Below are 18,015 nucleotides of genomic sequence, written 5' to 3'. Positions count from 1 at the left end.
CTTTTTACCCCGTTTTGTTTTTATAATATGGCGCACTTTAACCAGCAAAGAGTGCGACCATGATTGATACACGCCTGCCTTTAACCGATATTCACCGCCACCTTGACGGCAACATTCGTGCCCAAACCATTCTCGATCTTGGCCGCCAGTTCAATTTGACGCTTCCTGCTGAAACGCTTGAAACCCTGATCCCCCATGTGCAGGTCACGTCGAACGAGCCGGATCTGGTGAGTTTCCTGAGCAAGCTCGACTGGGGCGTGAAGATGCTGGCCTCGCTCGATGCCTGTCGCCGTGTCGCCTTTGAAAACATCGAAGATGCCGCACGCAACGGCCTGCACTATGTCGAGCTGCGTTTCTCCCCGGGCTATATGGCGATGACCCACAATCTGCCCGTGGCGGGCGTGGTTGAAGCGGTCATTGAAGGCGTGCGTGAAGGCTGCAAAACCTTTGAAGTTCAGGCGCGTTTAATCGGCATTATGAGCCGTACCTTCGGTGAAGCGGCCTGTCTTCAGGAGCTGGAGGCGTTACTGGCGCATCGCGACCAGATCACCGCCATCGACCTCGCCGGTGACGAGCTGGGTTTCCCGGGCAGCCTGTTCCTGTCTCATTTCAACCGCGCACGTGATGCCGGCTGGCACATTACCGTTCATGCGGGTGAAGCCGCGGGGCCGGAAAGCATCTGGCAGGCCATTCGTGAACTGGGTGCAGAACGTATCGGTCACGGCGTGAAGGCGATTGAAGATCGTGCGCTGATGGATTTCCTCGCAGAGCAACGTATCGGGATTGAATCCTGCCTGACCTCCAATATTCAGACCAGTACGGTGGCATCACTGGCGCAACACCCCCTGAAAACCTTCCTGGAACACGGGGTACTCGCTTCACTGAACACAGACGATCCGGCCGTTCAGGGCGTGGATATTATTCACGAATACACTGTCGCCGCACCGCAGGCCGGACTGAGCCGCGAGCAGATCCGTCAGGCGCAAATCAACGGGCTGGAAATTGCCTTCCTGACGCCAGAAGAGAAACAGTCGCTTCGGGATAAGGTGTCGACCGCATAAACCCTTTGCCGGGTGGCGGCTACGCCTTACCCGGCCTACAAAGGTATTTAACACCTATGCCAGACAGAGCGTGGCGCGATGTCTGGCAGATTCGATCCCCAGCTCGATGAGCTCCATAATCTGGATGGCCTGGCTCGCCGGAACCGGATTTTCACCTGAACCGTTCAGCGCGTCACGGATTGCAGCGTAGTAGGCCGGGTAATTCCCCGGCAGGGTCAACACCGTTTCCTCAACCAGCGTCTCGCCCTCCGCACGCGTCACCACCCCGTCCCGCATGTCGTAGCCCCAGTCCTCCTGCGGTAAGCGTTCGCCATTTTTGAGGCGCTCTTCCTGGGGATCCAGGCCGAACTTCACGTAGCTGCCGCGCGCCCCGTGAAGGATATAGCGGGCCGATTCCGCAGCCGCAAGCATTGTCCCGTGCAGCACGATGCGGCGCTGCGGATAGCTTAAAATGGCGTGAAAATAGTCGGTTGTCTCTGCGCCCGGCCTGAGCTGCGCTAAATCGACCGTCATGCTCACGGGCAGACCAAACAGATGGACGGCCTGATCGAGCAGATGCGGCGCTAAGTCATACCAGATGCCGCTGCCCGGCCCCGCCTGCTCGCGCCAGCGGTCACGCACCTGCGGACGATAACGATCGAAGTGCGATTCAAAATAGGCAATTTCCCCGAGCGTGCCTTCGCTCAGCAGCGCTTTCACCGTCAGGAAATCGCTGTCCCAGCGCCGGTTGTGAAAGACCGACAATAACCGTCCCAGGCTTCGCGCCAGCGCGTCCAGCTCGCGCGCCTGTGACAACGTCACGGTAAAGGGCTTATCGACGACAACATGTTTACCCGCCTCCAGCGCCGCTTTCGCCAGCGGAAAGTGGGTGTCGTTAGGGGTAGGGATAACAATAAGGTCAATATTAGGATCGTTAAACAGATGCTTAGGCTCCGTCACCACCGGCACGTTGGGCCAGTCGGCGTGGACTTTGGCTTCATCGCTGCTTGAAATAGCCGCCAGCGCCATGCCCGGCGTGCCGGCAATCAGAGGTGCATGAAAGGTTTTACTTGCGTACCCGTAGCCAATAAGACCGACGCGGATGTTTTCACTCATCGTGTGCCCCCTCGCTGTGCGCTTATTTATCACTGGCCCTGTGCTTATCGCACAGATTAATAATGTGCCCTGTGCGTTAAAATAGCATCCTGCGGAAACGTTTTTTTGTAACGCCGCATTAAAGGAGACATATTGCCACCGGGAATCGTTCCCAAAGCGCTTGCTCTGGAGAAAAGGGCGCTGTAACATTTGTAATCTGTATTTATGGATAAATTACAAACACATATTATGACGTCAATAATTAATCGAATCATTGAATTAGCGGGATGGATTGTCCTTGGGGTTTCGGTCGTGTTGCTTGGCATTGCCAGCCATATCGATAACTACCAGCCGCCGGAGCCCGTCACTGTCGCACAACAAAAGTAAGCCATATCGTCATAAAGCGTGACACATTACGTTATGGTACGTATTGCCAGCCGTAATGAACGGGGTTACCCTTCTCTTCCAGGCATCTGCTGATGCCTGATTCTTCGCAAAGAAAACTCCTAATTTCGTCGCGTTACCCGAGTGGACAGTTTACGTCTTTATTAATCCGTTTATTATTCGAACGCATTACCTTTATGGGTATTACCCTTTTATATGGAAACTTATTAATATGACAGTTCAGGACTATTTATTAAAATTTCGCAAGATCAATTCCCTTGAAAGCCTGGAAAAACTGTTTGACCATCTGAACTACACGCTGTCGGATAATCAGGACATCATCAATATGTACCGCGCTGCCGATCATCGTCGCGCCGAACTCGTCTCCGGCGGTCGCCTGTTCAACGTGGGGGAAGTGCCTAAGTCCGTCTGGCGTTACGTTGTATAAGAAAGTAGCCTTCGGCGCGAAATGTTATATACTCTCCGCCCTGCAAATTTCTGTATAACATTTCGCGCAGACTATGGGAGAGCGTATGACCGCATTGCCTGGAGAAAGAATTAGGGGCTGGTTAATCGCCCCGCTGGCATGGCTGCTGGTGGCACTATTAAGCGCATCGCTGGCACTGTTGCTTTACACCACCGCACTGGTTACGCCTCATGCTATTCAGACGCTGATGTCCCAGAGTGCGCTTAATATTGCAACGTGGTTTGTGTCGTTCGTTTTCGCGATCGCGATGTGGTACTACACGCTGTGGCTGACCATCGCCTTCTTTAAGCGCCGCAAAAATGTGCCGAAACATTATATTATCTGGCTGCTTGTCTCTGTGCTGCTGGCGGTTAAAGCGTTCGCTTTTTCGCCAGTGCCTGACGCGCTGGCGGTTCGCCAGCTCCTGTTTCCGCTGCTGGCAACGGCGCTTCTGGTGCCCTATTTCAAGCGTTCGACGCGCGTTAAGAAGACCTTCGTTAACCCGTAATAACCTTACAGTTAACCTGTTGTGGCCTGTTGTCGTTTATCCGATAATAGGCGGCTATTTTATTTCAGGCTAAATAATGACCGATTACTTACTGCTCTTTGTCGGAACTGTGCTGGTTAATAACTTCGTACTGGTGAAGTTCCTTGGCCTGTGCCCGTTTATGGGCGTCTCCAAAAAGCTGGAGACGGCAATGGGCATGGGGCTGGCCACCACCTTCGTGATGACGATGGCCTCCATTTGCGCATGGCTGATTGACACCTGGATCCTGATCCCGCTGGACATGCTCTACCTGCGCACCTTGTCCTTTATCCTGGTCATCGCGGTCGTGGTGCAGTTTACCGAAATGGTTGTGCGAAAAACCAGCCCTGCCCTGTATCGTCTGCTGGGCATCTTTCTGCCGCTCATCACCACTAACTGTGCGGTGCTGGGCGTGGCGCTGCTCAACATCAACCTTGGGCATAATTTCATGCAGTCGGCGCTGTACGGTTTTTCCGCGGCGGTCGGTTTCTCCTTTGTTATGGTCCTGTTCGCGTCGATTCGCGAACGTCTGGCAGCGGCGGATATTCCCGCGCCGTTTCGCGGTAACGCCATCGCCCTGGTGACCGCCGGTTTAATGTCTCTGGCCTTTATGGGCTTTAGTGGTCTGGTGAAGTTGTAATGAGTGCTATCTGGATTGCCATCGCGTCCATCAGCGTACTGGGACTCGTCTTTGGCGTCATTCTGGGTTATGCCTCCCGTCGTTTTGCGGTGGAGGACGATCCGGTTGTTGAAAAAATTGATGAACTTTTACCGCAGAGCCAGTGTGGGCAGTGCGGCTACCCTGGCTGTCGCCCTTACGCTGAGGCGGTGGGCGTGCAGGGAGAAAAGATCAACCGCTGCGCGCCGGGTGGTGAAGCCGTCATGCTTAAAATTGCCGCGCTGCTTAACGTCGATCCGCAGCCTGTAGATGGCGATGAACAGGCGCATGAGCCCGTCCGTGCCCTTGCTGTGATCGACGAAGCCAACTGCATCGGCTGCACCAAATGTATTCAGGCGTGTCCTGTAGACGCCATTGTGGGCGCTACGCGCGCGATGCACACCGTTGTGGCGGATCTGTGCACCGGCTGTAATCTCTGCGTGGCGCCCTGCCCGACGCAGTGTATAGAACTACGCCCGGTTGAAACGACTACCGAAAACTGGAAGTGGGATCTTCAGACCATTCCGGTTCGCAATATTCCTGTGGAACAACATGCTTAAGTTATTTTCTGCTTTCAGAAAAGAGAAGATCTGGGATTTCGATGGCGGTATTCATCCGCCGGAAATGAAATCGCAGTCTAACGGCACGCCGCTGCGCCAGATCCCGCTGGCGACCCGTTACGTTATGCCACTCAAACAGCACATCGGCGCTGAGGGTGAACTGTGCGTGAAGGAAGGCGATAGCGTTCTTCGCGGTCAGCCGCTGACCTTTGGTCGCGGACGGATGCTGCCGATACATGCCCCGACTTCCGGTAAAGTGGTGTCCATTGCCCCCCATACCGTTGCCCACCCGTCGGCGTTGTCTGAGCTGAGCGTCATCATTGAAGCCGATGGCGAAGACCGCTGGATCGATCGTGACGGCTGGAGCGACTACCGCGCCCGCAGCCGTGAAGAGCTGATTGCACGCATTCATCAGTTCGGCGTGGCGGGTCTCGGGGGCGCTGGCTTCCCGACCGGCGTCAAGCTGCACGGCGGCGGCGATAAAATCGAAACGCTGATTATCAACGCCGCCGAGTGCGAACCGTACATTACCGCCGATGACCGTCTGATGCAGGACTGCGCGGCGCAGGTGGTTGAAGGTATTCGCATCCTTGCGCATATTCTGCAACCCCGTGAAGTGCTGATCGGTATTGAGGACAATAAACCGCAGGCCATTTCGATGCTGCGCGCGGTGCTGGCCGACAGCCATGATATTGGTCTGCGCGTGATCCCAACGAAATACCCGTCCGGCGGGGCAAAGCAGCTGACGCAGATCCTGACCGGTAAACAGGTACCCCACGGGGGCCGTTCGTCCGACATCGGCGTGCTGATGCAAAACGTGGGTACCGCTTACGCGGTGAAGCGTGCGGTCATCGACGGTGAGCCGTTGACCGAACGCGTCGTCACGCTGACCGGCGAGTCCGTCTCCCGTCCCGGTAACGTCTGGGCGCGTCTGGGTACGCCGGTTCGTCATCTGCTTGAACAGGCGGACTTCTGCCCGGGAAGCGATCAGATGGTCATTATGGGCGGCCCGCTGATGGGCTTTACCCTGCCGTGGCTCGACGTGCCGGTAGTGAAGATTACCAACTGCCTGCTGGCCCCTTCCCCATCGGAGATGGGCGAAACGCAGGAAGAGAAAGGCTGCATCCGCTGTAGCGCCTGCGCGGACGCGTGTCCCGCAGATTTGCTGCCGCAGCAGCTTTACTGGTACAGCAAAGGCCAGCTGCACGATAAAGCTCAGGCGCACAACCTGGCAGACTGTATTGAATGCGGTGCCTGCGCCTGGGTCTGCCCAAGCAATATTCCGCTGGTGCAGTACTTCCGTCAGGAGAAAGCCGAAATCTACGCGATCTCCATGGAAGAAAAACGTGCCGCTGAAGCGAAGGCCCGATTTGAAGCGCGCCAGGCGCGACTGGAGCGCGAGAAACAAGCCCGTCAGGAACGGCATAAGCAGGCCGCCGTGCAGCCTGCGGCCAAAGATCAGGACGCCATTAACGCAGCCCTGGCCCGCGTGCGCGAGAAAAAAGCCACTGCCGCCCAGGCGGTAGCGATCGTGGCGGGACAGAAGCCGGACAACAGCGAAGCGATTGCGGCCCGCGAAGCGCGTAAAGCCGAAGCGCGCGCGCGTCAGGCGGAGAAAGCGCAAAACGCCAATCCGGAAGCCGACATCGACCCGCGTAAAGCGGCGGTGGAGGCGGCTATCGCCCGTGCAAAAGCCCGCAAAGCCGGACAGCAGTCGGTAGTGGTTGAACAGGAAGCGACGGATCCGCGCAAGGCGGCCGTGGAAGCGGCTATTGCCCGCGCCAAAGCACGTAAAGCAGCGCAGAGTCAGCCTGCCGAAGAGGGTGAAGCGCCCGTCGACCCGCGTAAAGCCGCCGTTGAAGCGGCCATCGCCCGCGCGAAAGCAAGAAAAGCGGCGCAGCAGGACGACCTGCCTGCGGCCGCTAACGACGATCCACGCAAAGCCGCAGTCGCCGCCGCGATTGCGCGCGTTCAGGCAAAGAAAGCCGCGCAGCAAGCCGTTAACGAGGATTAAATGGTTTTCAGAATTGCAAGTTCCCCGTATACCCATAACCAGCGCCAGACATCGCGTATTATGATGCTGGTGTGCCTGGCCGCGCTGCCAGGTATTGCCGTTCAGTGTTGGTTTTTCGGCTGGGGTACGCTTTTCCAGTTGATTCTGGGTTGTGCCAGCGCCGTTGCAGCAGAAGCCGCGATCCTGAAGCTGCGCAAAATGGACGTCACGCGCATCCTGAGCGATAACTCTGCCCTGTTGACCGGTCTGCTGCTGGCCATCAGCATTCCGCCGTTCGCCCCGTGGTGGATGGTGGTGCTGGGGACGGTATTTGCGGTGATTATCGCTAAACAGCTGTACGGCGGGTTGGGCCATAATCCGTTTAACCCGGCGATGATTGGCTACGTGGTGCTGCTGATCTCCTTCCCGGTACAGATGACCAGCTGGCTGCCGCCGCATGAGATCGCCGCCACCGTGCCCGGCTTTATGGATGCCCTGCACGTTATCTTTACCGGCCACACCGCGCTGGGCGCGGATATGAACGCGCTTCGCATGGGCGTAGACGGTATCAGCCAGGCCACCCCGCTCGATACCTTCAAAACCTCCCTGCGCGCCGGTCACAGCGTTGAGCAGGTGATGAAATCCTCCATTTTCAGCGGCGTGCTGGCGGGCGCTGGCTGGCAGTGGGTCAATCTGGCCTACCTGCTGGGCGGTGCCTTCCTGCTGCAACAAAAAGCGATCCGCTGGCATATTCCGGTGAGCTTCCTGGTAACGCTGGCCGTCTGCTCGACGCTCGGCTGGGTTATTTCACCGGATTCACTGGCCAGCCCGCAGCTCCATCTGCTCTCCGGCGCGACCATGCTCGGGGCATTCTTCATTCTGACCGATCCGGTCACCGCCTCCACCACAAACCGTGGCCGTCTGATTTTCGGCGCGCTGGCGGGCCTGATGGTCTGGCTCATTCGCAGCTTTGGCGGCTATCCGGACGGCGTGGCTTTTGCCGTGCTGCTGGCGAATATCACCGTTCCGCTCATCGACTACTACACGCGTCCGCGCGTGTACGGCCATCGCTAAGGGTCACGCCATGCTAAAGACAATGCAAAAACACGGCGTCACGCTGGCGATCTTCGCCGCCGCCCTCACCGGAATGACCGCGCTGGTGAACGAACTGACGAAAAACACCATTGAAGAGCAGGCAATCAAGCAGCAAAAAGCGCTGTTCGATCAGGTGATCCCATCAGATCTCTATGATAACGATCTGCAAAAAAGCTGCTTTGTTGTGCAGGCACCGCAGCTCGGTAAAGGAACGCACCGCGTTTATATTGCCCGTAAGGGCGATAGCCCGGTGGGTGCCGTCATGGAAGCCACCGCGCCGGACGGTTACTCCGGCGCGATTCAGCTGCTTGTGGGCAGCGATTTTTCCGGCACCGTGCTGGGCACGCGCGTGACGGAACATCACGAAACGCCGGGCCTTGGCGACAAAATTGAAACCCGCTTAAGCGACTGGATTTTACACTTCGCCGGGAAGATGATTCACGGCGAGGACGATCCCGCTTTCGCGGTGAAAAAAGATGGCGGCGAGTTTGACCAGTTCACCGGCGCCACGATTACGCCTCGCGCGGTGGTTAACGCCGTCAAACGCGCCGGGCTGTATGCCGAAACGCTGCCCGCGCAGATCAATCACCTTTCCGCCTGTGAGGAGTGACCATGAGCCAGGTTAAAGAGGTTATCGTCCAGGGACTCTGGAAAAACAACTCGGCACTCGTACAGCTGCTCGGGTTGTGCCCGCTGCTGGCGGTGACGTCTACCGCCACCAATGCGCTCGGACTGGGGCTGGCGACTACGCTGGTGCTGACCCTGACCAACTTCTCAATTTCTGTTTTGCGCCGCTGGACGCCGTCGGAAATCCGTATTCCGATTTATGTCATGATCATTGCGTCGGTAGTCAGCGTCGTGCAAATGCTGATTAACGCCTACGCATTTGGCCTGTACCAGTCCCTCGGGATTTTCATTCCCCTTATCGTGACCAACTGTATCGTCGTTGGCCGCGCTGAAGCCTTTGCGGTGAAAAACAACCCGGCCATCTCCGCGCTGGATGGGTTTTCGATCGGCATGGGCGCCACTGCCGCCATGTTTGTTCTCGGCTCCGTGCGTGAAATTTTGGGCAACGGCACGCTCTTTGACGGTGCTGACGCGCTGCTTGGCGGCTGGGCGAAGTCGCTGCGTATTGAGGTGTTCCATACGGACACCCCGTTCCTGCTGGCGATGCTGCCCCCGGGAGCCTTCATTGGCCTTGGGATGATGCTGGCGTTAAAATACCTGATTGATGAAAAACGTAAGCGCCGCGCCGCTGAACGCAGCGTACAGGAAGGGATCCCCGAGAAAGCAGCATGAATAAAGAGAAACGCATAGCGATCCTCACGCGCCTGCGCGATGAGAACCCTCATCCAACGACGGAGCTGAATTTTAACTCGCCGTTTGAATTGTTGATCGCGGTGCTGCTCTCCGCGCAGGCCACTGACGTGAGCGTCAACAAAGCAACGGCCCTGCTCTACCCTGTCGCCAATACGCCCCAGGCCATGCTGGAGTTGGGCGTTGAAGGGGTGAAATCCTATATCAAGACCATCGGCCTGTTTAACAGCAAGGCCGAAAACGTCATTAAGACCTGCCGGATCTTGCTGGAGCAACACGGCGGTGAAGTACCGGAAGATCGCGCTGCGCTGGAAGCGTTGCCGGGCGTCGGGCGGAAAACGGCAAATGTGGTGCTGAATACGGCGTTTGGCTGGCCGACGATCGCCGTGGACACCCATATCTTCCGCGTCTCTAACCGCACCCGGTTCGCGCCGGGCAAGAACGTCGAAGAGGTTGAAGAGAAGCTGTTAAAGGTGGTTCCTGCGGAGTTTAAGGTGGACTGCCACCACTGGCTGATCCTTCACGGGCGTTATACCTGCATTGCACGTAAGCCACGCTGCGGCTCCTGCATCATCGAAGATCTGTGTGAGTACAAAGAAAAAGTCTATCCCTGAGCGGTCAGCCTTTTTACATGCCTAAGCCCTTAATTGTAATAAGGGTTCTGGTATCGTTTCCGTTGACCGTAAATTGCCCTCTCTTTTTACGTTAAGCGTTGTCGATTCTTCGGTCATTTAACACTCAAACAGGTTAATAGTTTTTTCATCACCAAAAATTTCTATACATCTGTGATCGCGATCATTCTGATAACCTGATGTTGGATTTTTGTTGTTAAAACCCTTCCTATCCCTTAGCCAGACAAGATCTCATTGGCTCCACACCGCACATAAGACCAGTCATTTTTCAGAATATGGGCTATATCACTGCCATTTGCCCAAAATAGCAGAACATATCGCCATACAGCCATTCAACAGGGCCATTTACAGTGAAAAAAACCAACAATTCTCAACGGATGAAATTTAACGCTGCATAACATTTGCGTGAACCGATGAATATACCGCCGCAGTTATATGTAACAGATTATTACAAACGTATTGCCAGATGGGGCTGGATAGTGAACATTACCCGCCGTTTCCCCTCCCAATATAACTATAAAGCGGATGGACTACGGTCATCACGCTATGAACACCCCCGTTAATATGGGATGTAAAAAAAGAGGTATATGTGTCGACTGCAAACAATAAACCAACAGAGGAAAGCGTAAGTCTGAACGCTTTCAAACAGCCTAAAGCGTTCTATCTCATTTTCTCTATCGAATTATGGGAGCGTTTTGGCTACTACGGCCTGCAAGGGATTATGGCCGTTTACCTGGTGAAGCAACTGGGTATGTCCGAAGCCGATTCCATCACGCTGTTCTCGTCCTTCAGTGCTCTGGTCTATGGCCTGGTCGCTATCGGCGGCTGGTTAGGCGATAAAGTCCTCGGTACGAAACGCGTGATTATGCTGGGCGCCGTGGTTCTGGCGATTGGCTATGGTCTGGTTGCATGGTCCGGGCACGATGCGGGCGTGGTATACATGGGCATGGCCACCATCGCGGTAGGTAACGGCCTCTTTAAGGCTAACCCGTCCTCCCTGCTTTCTACCTGCTACAACAAAGATGATCCGCGTCTGGACGGTGCATTCACCATGTACTACATGTCCATCAACATCGGTTCATTCTTCTCTATGCTGGCAACCCCATGGCTGGCCGCGAAATTCGGCTGGAGCGTAGCGTTTGCGCTGAGCTTCGTGGGTATGCTGATCACCGTTGTGAACTTCCTGTTCTGCCGTAGCTGGGTTAAAGATTATGGTTCTAAACCAGACTTCGAACCCGTGCATATGGGCAAACTGCTGGCAACCATCGTCGGCATTGTGATCCTGGCCGCTGTCGCCACCTGGCTGCTGCACAACCAGGGTATTGCACGTGCCGTACTGGCCGTGGTTGCGCTGGGTATCGTGATCATCTTCGCTAAAGAAGCCTTCGCGATGCAGGGTGCGGCACGTCGTAAGATGATTGTGGCGTTCATCCTGATGCTGGAAGCGATTATCTTCTTCGTTCTGTACAGCCAGATGCCAACGTCTCTGAACTTCTTCGCTATCCGCAACGTTGAACACTCCATCCTGGGTATCGCGTTCGAGCCGGAGCAGTATCAGGCACTGAACCCGTTCTGGATCATGATTGGTAGCCCAATTCTGGCCGCTATCTATAACAAGATGGGCGACCGTCTGCCGATGCCGCACAAGTTCGCTATCGGTATGGTGCTGTGCTCTGGCGCGTTCCTGGTGCTGCCGCTGGGGACGAAATTCGCGACCGATGCGGGTATCGTTTCTGTTAACTGGCTGATCCTGAGCTATGCGTTGCAGTCTATCGGTGAGCTGATGATCTCCGGTCTGGGCCTGGCAATGGTTGCACAGCTGGTTCCTCAGCGTCTGATGGGCTTCATCATGGGTAGCTGGTTCCTGACTACTGCGGGTGCAGCGATCATTGCAGGTAAGATTGCGAACCTGATGGCGGTACCGGATAACGTTACCGACCCGCTGGTCTCCCTGAACGTCTACGGCACCGTGTTCATGCAAATTGGTATCGCGACTGCCGTGATTGCTGTGCTGATGCTGCTGACCGCACCTAAACTCAATCGTATGACGCAGGACGACGACAAATCCGCGAAAGCGACCAACACCGCGAACGCGTAATGTCATCGGGAAACGACTGAACAGAAGCCGCTAATTGATTAGCGGCTTTTTTTTTATCCGAACGCGCACTAACATAGCGGGAACCTCAGCAAAAAGGAGTTACCGATGAAACTGTTCTATAAACCGGGCGCCTGCTCTCTTGCTTCGCATATCACCCTTCGCGAGAGCGGTAAGGATTTCACGCTGGACGGCGTTGACCTGATGAAAAAGCGCCTGGAAAACGGGGATGACTTTTTTGCGATTAACCCAAAAGGGCAGGTTCCGGCCCTGCTGCTGGATGATGGCACCCTGCTGACCGAAGGCGTGGCAATTATGCAATTCCTGGCGGACAACGTACCGGATCGTCAGCTCCTTGCCCCCACCGGCAGCATTGCGCGCTATAAGACGCTGGAGTGGCTTAACTATATTGCCACCGAACTGCACAAAGGCTTTACGCCTCTGTTCCGCCCGGACACGCCGGAAGAGTACAAACCCACCGTACGCATGCTGCTGGAGAAAAAATTACAGTACATCAACGACGCGCTGAAAGACGACCAGTGGATCGGGGGCTCGCGTTTCACCATCGCCGATGCCTATCTGTTTACCGTTCTGCGCTGGGCGCGCGCGGTTAAGCTGAACATGGACGGGTTAGATCATATTGCGTCATATATGGCGCGCGTGGCGGAACGCCCTGCGGTGGCTGCGGCGCTGAAAGCGGAAGGACTGAATTAACCGAGTGGCCTGTGTTGCCGGGTGGCGCTGACGCTTACCCGGCCTACGACCTCTGGACGGTTATAACCGTGTGGCGCTGAAATAGTGCTCCGGCTTCGCGATACGATCCTGCGCCGCAACCACCTGTAGCTCATATTCCTGCATCGACTTTGTCGCAATCATGATTTCATAAACGGCTGCCGTCACGTGCTCCAGCGCGTCGCGCAGGCTCGCGCCCTGCAAGAGCTTCACCAGCAGTAAACCGCTGGTCACATCACCGACCCCGACGGGCTGACGTGTACCGAAATCCACCAGCGGTCGACTGATGTGCCAGGCTTCGTCCTTCGTCACCAGCAGCATCTCAAAACGGTCCTGGCTCAATCCTGCGCGTGCCAGGTGTTTAACCAGTACAATCTCTGGCCCCTGCGCGATCAGCTCGCGAGAAGCGCTTACAGCCTCTTCTACGCTGTTAACCGTATGCTCGCTCAGGATCTCCAGTTCAATCAGGTTGGGCGCAATAATATCGCTGGCGGGCAACGCATGACGGACATGAAACTCCGCAACGCCCGGCGCTACGATGCAGCCCTTTTCCGGATGGCCCATCACCGGATCGCAGAAATATTTCGCCGCAGGGTTAGCCGCTTTCACCTGGCGCACGATGCCGAGGATATGCTCCCCCTGCTCCGCCGAGCCCAGATAGCCGCTCAGTACAGCATCGCAGCGTTTAAGCTGGTCGATATCCGCAATGCCCTGAACGATTTCCGTCAGATGCGACGGCGGCATCACGCAGCCGGTCCATTTACCGTACTGGGTGTGATTCGAGAACTGGACGGTATTGAGGGGCCAGACGTTGGCCCCGAGGCGGCGCATCGGGAATTCCGCAGCGCTGTTGCCAGCATGTCCAAAAACAACGTGGGACTGAATGGCGAGGATGTTCTTCATCTTGTACTTACCAAACCCTGTCAAAACAAAAGGGGCGTGGTTTCCCACGCCCCTGCATACTTTTAATTACTTCCAGCAGACCAGGCAGTAGTTTTTCTTACCGCGACGCAGCAGCGTGTAGCGACCATACAGACGGTCGTTGTCGGTAAAGGTGTATTCCGGATCGGCCTGTTTCTCACCGTTGATGGTGATCGCGTTAGAGGCGATGGTTTTACGCGCCTGACCGCGAGACGGCTGGAGCTCGGAGTCGACCAGCGCCTGCATCAGATCGGCGCCTTTTTCCATCTCCACCATCGGCACGCCATCCTGCGCCAGCTGTTCGAAGTCCTCTTCGCTTAAATCGCTCAGGGTGCCGTTGAACAGGCTCGCCGTGATGCGTTTCGCCGCCGCCAGACCTTCTTCACCGTGAACCAGTTTGGTCACTTCGTCCGCCAGCACGTACTGGGCGCGCGGTGCTTTACCGCTGTTCTTGTCTTCTTCTTCCAGCGCATTGATCTCTTCGATATCCATAAAGGTGAAGAACTTCAGGAAGCGATAGACATCGGCATCCGCCGTGTTAATCCAGAACTGGTAGAATTTGTACGGGCTGGTTTTCTTCGGATCGAGCCATACCGCACCGCCTTCGGTCTTACCGAACTTGGTACCGTCTGCTTTGGTGATCAGCGGCACGGTCAGACCAAACACCTGATTCTGATGAAGACGACGGGTCAGATCGATACCGGAGGTGATGTTCCCCCACTGGTCGGAACCGCCAATTTGCAGAGAGACGCCGTGCAGCTTGTTCAGGCAGGCGAAGTCATAGCCCTGCAACAGGTTGTAGGAAAACTCGGTGAAAGAGATGCCCTGATCGTCACGGTTAAGACGCTGCTTGACCGCTTCTTTGTTAATCATCTGGTTAACAGAGAAGTGTTTACCGATGTCGCGCAGGAACGTCAGCACGTTCATGCCACCAAACCAGTCGTAGTTGTTCGCCGCAATCGCAGCGTTGTCACCACAGTCGAAATCGAGGAACGGTGCAACCTGTTTACGGATCTTGTCCACCCACTCCTGAACGGTGTCTTCGGTATTCAGCTTACGCTCAGCGGCTTTGAAACTGGGGTCGCCAATCAGACCGGTCGCGCCGCCAACCAGCGCGACAGGCTTGTGGCCGGCCATCTGGAAGCGTTTCAGGCATAACAACGGAACAAGATGCCCCAAATGCAAGCTGTCAGCGGTAGGATCGAAGCCGCAATAGAGCGCGATCGGGCCTTGCGCCAGTCGCTCTGCTAACGCTTCTTCGTCCGTCACCTGAGCCACGAGGCCCCGCTCTTGCAATTGTTTAATCAAGTTACTGCTTGCCATCAAATTCTCCATGTATAAACGACTGCACCTTTGCCGGTACACGACTTTTCGCCTGGTGCGAAAGGTACATAGAATAAAGCGCCAGCGCGGTGTGCGCTAGCGTTTAACACAACAAATTTCAGGGTTTACGGCGCCAGTCGGTCTATTTTCCAGCCACCGTTGTCGCGCTGGTATAAAAAGCGGTCGTGGAGACGGTGTTCACCGCCCTGCCAGAACTCCATTTGCTCAATAGGAATGCGGAACCCGCCCCAGAAACTCGGCAGCGGCACTTCACCCTGCTGAAACTTCTGTTTGAGTTCGAGGAATTTACTCTCCAGTACGCCGCGGGCCGAGATTCGGCTGGACTGTTTAGAGACCCAGGCACCGATCTGACTGTCGCGCGGGCGGCTGTGGAAATATTTCACCACTTCGAGGGTAGAGAGGCGCTCCGCCTTGCCGGTGACCATTACCTGACGCTCCAGCATATGCCACGGGAAAAGCAGGCTAATACGCGGATTATTTTCCAGATGGTGAGCTTTACGACTGCCAAGGTTGGTGTAGAACACCAGCCCTTTCTCGTCATAATGCTTGAGCAGTACGATGCGTTGATACGGCTGACCATTTTCATCAACCGTCGCAACCACCATTGCCGTCGGGTCGGCCAGTTTCGCTTCGCAGGCCTGCTTCAGCCAGCGTTCAAAAAGCACCAGCGGTTCAGCGGGAAGATCCTGGCGGCGCAGCCCGCCTTTGGTATATTCACGGCGCAGATGCGCAATTTGCTGTAGTTCGTCGTTATCTGACATGGCGTTAGCTGAAAGTGAGATTAGGTGGCGCTATTGTGCGCGCCCCCTTTAAAAATCTCAACGCTTCGGATTTTCAAGCTGACAATTGTTCAGCACAATGCGGTCTCGCTTGTAGACGGTGGCGCTGTCACCTTTCGACCAGAAGACATAGATCCCGTCAGAGTAGCGCGCACCGGAGGCCGACATTCCCTGCTTCGGCGTCAACAGTTTATTGTCATAAATAAAGCTGGCTTCCTGACGCGTGTTGTTGAGCTTCACCGTCAGCGGTTTTTCATCACAACGGTATTCCAGCGTATCGGTCTGCATACGCTCGACGAACTGGTTATAGACGCTGCATCCGGTCACAAGAAAAGGCACAGCAATGAGAAGAAGTTTTTTCATGGGCAAATTCCGAAGACTATCCTGGTCCTGGAGGGCGTGGCCGCCCTCCTGTTTTTCCCTATTTTACGGATTACGTCTGGCGCTGAATTTCAGTTAACTCTGATTATGGCGCGGGTTTGCGGGGAAAATGGCCCCGAGGACGCTCGCCTCCCGCGCACCGGTGACGGACGGTAAATTCCCAGGCAGACCGGCAACCGTGCGCCAGGCAAGCCAGGCGAAGGCCAGGGCTTCCATATCGTCTCCGCTGATCCCGGCTTCATCAGTGGTGGTGACTTCAGTGCCCGGCAGCAGGGCGGCGAGGCGCGCCATCAGGAGCGGGTTGCGGCTTCCGCCCCCGCATACCAGCAGACGCTCGCACCCGCCGCTGAGCAACACCTGTTCAGAAATCGACACGGCGGTAAGCTCGGTCAGCGTGGCCTGCACATCCTGAGGCGCCAGACCGGGGAAGCGCGCCAGCTGACGTTCAAGCCAGCCGTAGTTGAAATACTCTCGCCCCGTGCTTTTCGGCGCTGGCAGAGCAAAGAAAGGATCGCTTAACAGGGTTTGCAGCAAGGGAAGGATCACTTTACCCTGGCTGGCCCACTGCGCGTCTTTATCGTAGGGTTTACCGCTCTGACGCCAGATCCAGGCATCCATCAGCATATTGCCGGGTCCGGTATCGTATCCACGTACGGGCTGCCCGGGAATGAGCATCGACAGGTTGGCGATCCCGCCAATGTTCAGGACCATTCTGCGCTCCACCGGGTGCGCCAGCAGCGCCTGGTGAAAGGCCGGCACCAGCGGCGCGCCCTGCCCGCCAAGGGCCATATCCCGACGTCGGAAATCGCCCACGACCGTCACGCCGGTTTTTGCCACAATCTGGTTGTTATCGCCAATTTGCATCGTGTGCGGCGCCTCGCCGACCGGTTCATGCCAGACGGTCTGCCCATGGCAGCCTATCGCCACGATATCCTGCGGGTGGAGTCTTTCTTGCTGCATCAGGGCCAGGACCGCATCAGCAAACAGTGCCCCCAGACGCACATCCAGCTGGCCCAGCTGGGAAAGCGTCAGCTGTTGCCCCTGGCAGATATTCAGAATCTCTTCTTTTAACGAGACCGGAATAGGCCAGCTCAGGCTTGCCTGCTGCGCCACCATGTTTTCATCAATGGCAGCCAGAACGACATCCACACCGTCGAGACTGGTACCAGACATCACACCGATATAGCGACCCGATTTCATGCGCTTTCCTTACGTTACGTGGGCTAAGTGCAACCACTCCACCATAAATAACGCTGCTTTGCTATGCGGCGATAATAATTTTTAACAATCTCAGGCCTGTAACGCAGGCGGCTTTTGTTTATGTTCCGTTAAGCCACGTTCCAGTAAAATTTATTTATTCGGCATGCAAAGATAGGAAGTGTGGTCAGGAATGCCATATAATTTAGCCATAACGGATGCCCCGTCCGGGCGTTTTTTGGTGAACAGGAGAGTCAAATGATTTTACGTGTAATGGGCGTTTCGCTGATTGGTTTAACACTGGCGGGTTGTGTGAACGACAATTCACTCTCCGGCGACGTATATAGTGCAACTGAAGCTAAACAGGTACAGAACGTGACATACGGTACTATCGTTAATGCCCGTCCTGTTCAGATTCAGGGTGGCGATGACACGAACGTTGTGGGCGCTATTGGTGGTGCTGTACTGGGTGGTTTCCTGGGTAACACCATTGGCGGCGGCACCGGTCGCTCTCTGGCTACCGCAGCGGGCGCAGTGGCCGGCGGTGTAGCGGGTCAGGGCGTTCAGGGTGCGATGAACAAAACCCAGGGCGTTGAGCTGGAAATCCGTAAAGACGATGGCAGCACCATTATGGTTGTGCAGAAACAGGGTAACACCCGCTTCTCTGCTGGCCAGCGCGTGGTTCTGGCAAGCAACGGAAGCCAGGTCACCGTCTCCCCGCGTTAATATCCCGCTGGATGCGGTCTCTTCGGGCCGCATCCCTTTACAAAAAATATCATTTTAAAAAATATATTTCTAAA

At 55.8% G+C, this 18,015-nt stretch carries 20 protein-coding genes; 14 read left to right on the top strand and 6 right to left on the bottom strand.

All coding sequences use genetic code 11. The annotated features are described in order from the left end of the window. The first annotated feature begins 59 nt into the window (after positions 1-59). The gene (gene add, locus INF58_RS05795) at positions 60-1,061 is read left to right on the top strand and encodes an adenosine deaminase (RefSeq protein WP_193527207.1); all 1,002 of its coding nucleotides are present in this window, start codon (positions 60-62) and stop codon (positions 1,059-1,061) included. A gap of 54 nt (positions 1,062-1,115) precedes the next feature. Here add and INF58_RS05790 read toward each other — a convergent pair whose 3' ends face one another. Then, on the bottom strand, positions 1,116-2,156 hold the full coding sequence (locus INF58_RS05790; protein ID WP_063448904.1) for an oxidoreductase: 1,041 nt from the start codon (positions 2,154-2,156) through the stop codon (positions 1,116-1,118). A 240-nt stretch (positions 2,157-2,396) separates the two neighbouring features. Between INF58_RS05790 and blr the strand changes: the two genes are divergently transcribed. The 12 genes from blr to gstA all read left to right on the top strand — a co-directional run bounded on the left by blr (position 2,397) and on the right by gstA (position 12,575). Then, the gene (gene blr, locus INF58_RS05785) at positions 2,397-2,522 is read left to right on the top strand and encodes a division septum protein Blr (RefSeq protein WP_151884424.1); all 126 of its coding nucleotides are present in this window, start codon (positions 2,397-2,399) and stop codon (positions 2,520-2,522) included. Between the two features lie 229 nt (positions 2,523-2,751). Beyond that, positions 2,752-2,967: a transcription modulator YdgT gene (gene ydgT, locus INF58_RS05780; protein WP_000217941.1), complete on the top strand. Its 216-nt coding sequence runs from the start codon at positions 2,752-2,754 to the stop codon at positions 2,965-2,967. An 85-nt stretch (positions 2,968-3,052) separates the two neighbouring features. Then, complete coding sequence (locus tag INF58_RS05775; protein WP_193527206.1) at positions 3,053-3,493, top strand: DUF2569 domain-containing protein; 441 nt, start codon at positions 3,053-3,055, stop codon at positions 3,491-3,493. Between the two features lie 76 nt (positions 3,494-3,569). Further along, entirely contained in the window at positions 3,570-4,151 is a 582-nt protein-coding gene (gene rsxA, locus INF58_RS05770) for an electron transport complex subunit RsxA (protein WP_022647920.1), read from the top strand. After that, a complete protein-coding gene (rsxB, locus tag INF58_RS05765; RefSeq protein WP_112792988.1) occupies positions 4,151-4,729 on the top strand; it encodes an electron transport complex subunit RsxB in 579 nt (192 codons plus the stop codon). Before rsxA ends, rsxB begins: the two co-directional genes overlap by 1 nt. Then, positions 4,722-6,743, top strand: a complete 2,022-nt coding sequence (rsxC, locus tag INF58_RS05760; RefSeq protein WP_193527205.1) for an electron transport complex subunit RsxC — start codon at positions 4,722-4,724, stop codon at positions 6,741-6,743. Before rsxB ends, rsxC begins: the two co-directional genes overlap by 8 nt. Next, positions 6,744-7,796, top strand: coding sequence for an electron transport complex subunit RsxD (gene rsxD, locus INF58_RS05755; protein WP_107535226.1), 1,053 nt, complete (start codon positions 6,744-6,746; stop codon positions 7,794-7,796). Between the two features lie 10 nt (positions 7,797-7,806). Further along, positions 7,807-8,427, top strand: coding sequence for an electron transport complex subunit RsxG (gene rsxG / locus INF58_RS05750; RefSeq protein ID WP_112792985.1), 621 nt, complete (start codon positions 7,807-7,809; stop codon positions 8,425-8,427). A gap of 2 nt (positions 8,428-8,429) precedes the next feature. Next, a complete protein-coding gene (locus INF58_RS05745; RefSeq protein ID WP_063448911.1) occupies positions 8,430-9,116 on the top strand; it encodes an electron transport complex subunit E in 687 nt (228 codons plus the stop codon). Further along, the gene (nth, locus tag INF58_RS05740) at positions 9,113-9,748 is read left to right on the top strand and encodes an endonuclease III (RefSeq protein ID WP_015570668.1); all 636 of its coding nucleotides are present in this window, start codon (positions 9,113-9,115) and stop codon (positions 9,746-9,748) included. The genes INF58_RS05745 and nth overlap by 4 nt, the downstream gene beginning before the upstream one ends. A gap of 607 nt (positions 9,749-10,355) precedes the next feature. Beyond that, positions 10,356-11,864 (top strand): dipeptide/tripeptide permease DtpA, encoded by a 1,509-nt coding sequence (gene dtpA / locus INF58_RS05735; protein WP_107535673.1) that lies wholly within the window; start codon positions 10,356-10,358, stop codon positions 11,862-11,864. A gap of 105 nt (positions 11,865-11,969) precedes the next feature. Then, a complete protein-coding gene (gene gstA, locus INF58_RS05730; RefSeq protein WP_063448912.1) occupies positions 11,970-12,575 on the top strand; it encodes a glutathione transferase GstA in 606 nt (201 codons plus the stop codon). Positions 12,576-12,635: 60 nt separating this feature from the next. Here the strand turns inward: gstA and pdxY are convergent, their stop codons facing one another. From pdxY to anmK, 5 genes are all read right to left on the bottom strand, one after another. After that, on the bottom strand, positions 12,636-13,496 hold the full coding sequence (gene pdxY / locus INF58_RS05725) for a pyridoxal kinase PdxY (protein WP_193527204.1): 861 nt from the start codon (positions 13,494-13,496) through the stop codon (positions 12,636-12,638). 66 nt (positions 13,497-13,562) lie between these two features. Then, on the bottom strand, positions 13,563-14,837 hold the full coding sequence (tyrS, locus tag INF58_RS05720; RefSeq protein ID WP_193527203.1) for a tyrosine--tRNA ligase: 1,275 nt from the start codon (positions 14,835-14,837) through the stop codon (positions 13,563-13,565). A gap of 125 nt (positions 14,838-14,962) precedes the next feature. Next, positions 14,963-15,619 carry a pyridoxamine 5'-phosphate oxidase gene (gene pdxH, locus INF58_RS05715; protein WP_003857601.1) on the bottom strand — a complete coding sequence of 219 codons (657 nt, stop codon included), beginning with the start codon at positions 15,617-15,619 and terminating at the stop codon, positions 14,963-14,965. Positions 15,620-15,676: 57 nt separating this feature from the next. Further along, complete coding sequence (mliC, locus tag INF58_RS05710; protein ID WP_193527202.1) at positions 15,677-16,006, bottom strand: C-type lysozyme inhibitor; 330 nt, start codon at positions 16,004-16,006, stop codon at positions 15,677-15,679. 87 nt (positions 16,007-16,093) lie between these two features. Then, entirely contained in the window at positions 16,094-17,218 is a 1,125-nt protein-coding gene (gene anmK, locus INF58_RS05705) for an anhydro-N-acetylmuramic acid kinase (RefSeq protein ID WP_063866979.1), read from the bottom strand. A 255-nt stretch (positions 17,219-17,473) separates the two neighbouring features. On the opposite strand from anmK, the gene slyB reads away from it, so the two are divergent. Continuing rightward, the gene (slyB, locus tag INF58_RS05700) at positions 17,474-17,941 is read left to right on the top strand and encodes an outer membrane lipoprotein SlyB (protein WP_193527201.1); all 468 of its coding nucleotides are present in this window, start codon (positions 17,474-17,476) and stop codon (positions 17,939-17,941) included. The last annotated feature ends 74 nt before the right edge of the window (positions 17,942-18,015 follow it).

Source organism: Enterobacter cloacae complex sp. P24RS (genome assembly GCF_014982165.1).
Classification (GTDB): Bacteria; Pseudomonadota; Gammaproteobacteria; order Enterobacterales; family Enterobacteriaceae; genus Enterobacter; species Enterobacter quasihormaechei.
This window is presented reverse-complemented; position numbering and strand designations above follow the sequence as displayed.

Coding starts and splice junctions, on each gene's coding strand:
- add (WP_193527207.1), top strand. CDS start 60: ATGATTGATACACGCCTGCCTTTAACCGATATTCACCGCCACCTTGAC.
- INF58_RS05790 (WP_063448904.1), bottom strand. CDS start 2,156: ATGAGTGAAAACATCCGCGTCGGTCTTATTGGCTACGGGTACGCAAGT.
- ydgT (WP_000217941.1), top strand. CDS start 2,752: ATGACAGTTCAGGACTATTTATTAAAATTTCGCAAGATCAATTCCCTT.
- INF58_RS05775 (WP_193527206.1), top strand. CDS start 3,053: ATGACCGCATTGCCTGGAGAAAGAATTAGGGGCTGGTTAATCGCCCCG.
- rsxA (WP_022647920.1), top strand. CDS start 3,570: ATGACCGATTACTTACTGCTCTTTGTCGGAACTGTGCTGGTTAATAAC.
- rsxB (WP_112792988.1), top strand. CDS start 4,151: ATGAGTGCTATCTGGATTGCCATCGCGTCCATCAGCGTACTGGGACTC.
- rsxC (WP_193527205.1), top strand. CDS start 4,722: ATGCTTAAGTTATTTTCTGCTTTCAGAAAAGAGAAGATCTGGGATTTC.
- rsxD (WP_107535226.1), top strand. CDS start 6,744: ATGGTTTTCAGAATTGCAAGTTCCCCGTATACCCATAACCAGCGCCAG.
- rsxG (WP_112792985.1), top strand. CDS start 7,807: ATGCTAAAGACAATGCAAAAACACGGCGTCACGCTGGCGATCTTCGCC.
- INF58_RS05745 (WP_063448911.1), top strand. CDS start 8,430: ATGAGCCAGGTTAAAGAGGTTATCGTCCAGGGACTCTGGAAAAACAAC.
- nth (WP_015570668.1), top strand. CDS start 9,113: ATGAATAAAGAGAAACGCATAGCGATCCTCACGCGCCTGCGCGATGAG.
- gstA (WP_063448912.1), top strand. CDS start 11,970: ATGAAACTGTTCTATAAACCGGGCGCCTGCTCTCTTGCTTCGCATATC.
- pdxY (WP_193527204.1), bottom strand. CDS start 13,496: ATGAAGAACATCCTCGCCATTCAGTCCCACGTTGTTTTTGGACATGCT.
- tyrS (WP_193527203.1), bottom strand. CDS start 14,837: ATGGCAAGCAGTAACTTGATTAAACAATTGCAAGAGCGGGGCCTCGTG.
- pdxH (WP_003857601.1), bottom strand. CDS start 15,619: ATGTCAGATAACGACGAACTACAGCAAATTGCGCATCTGCGCCGTGAA.
- anmK (WP_063866979.1), bottom strand. CDS start 17,218: ATGAAATCGGGTCGCTATATCGGTGTGATGTCTGGTACCAGTCTCGAC.
- slyB (WP_193527201.1), top strand. CDS start 17,474: ATGATTTTACGTGTAATGGGCGTTTCGCTGATTGGTTTAACACTGGCG.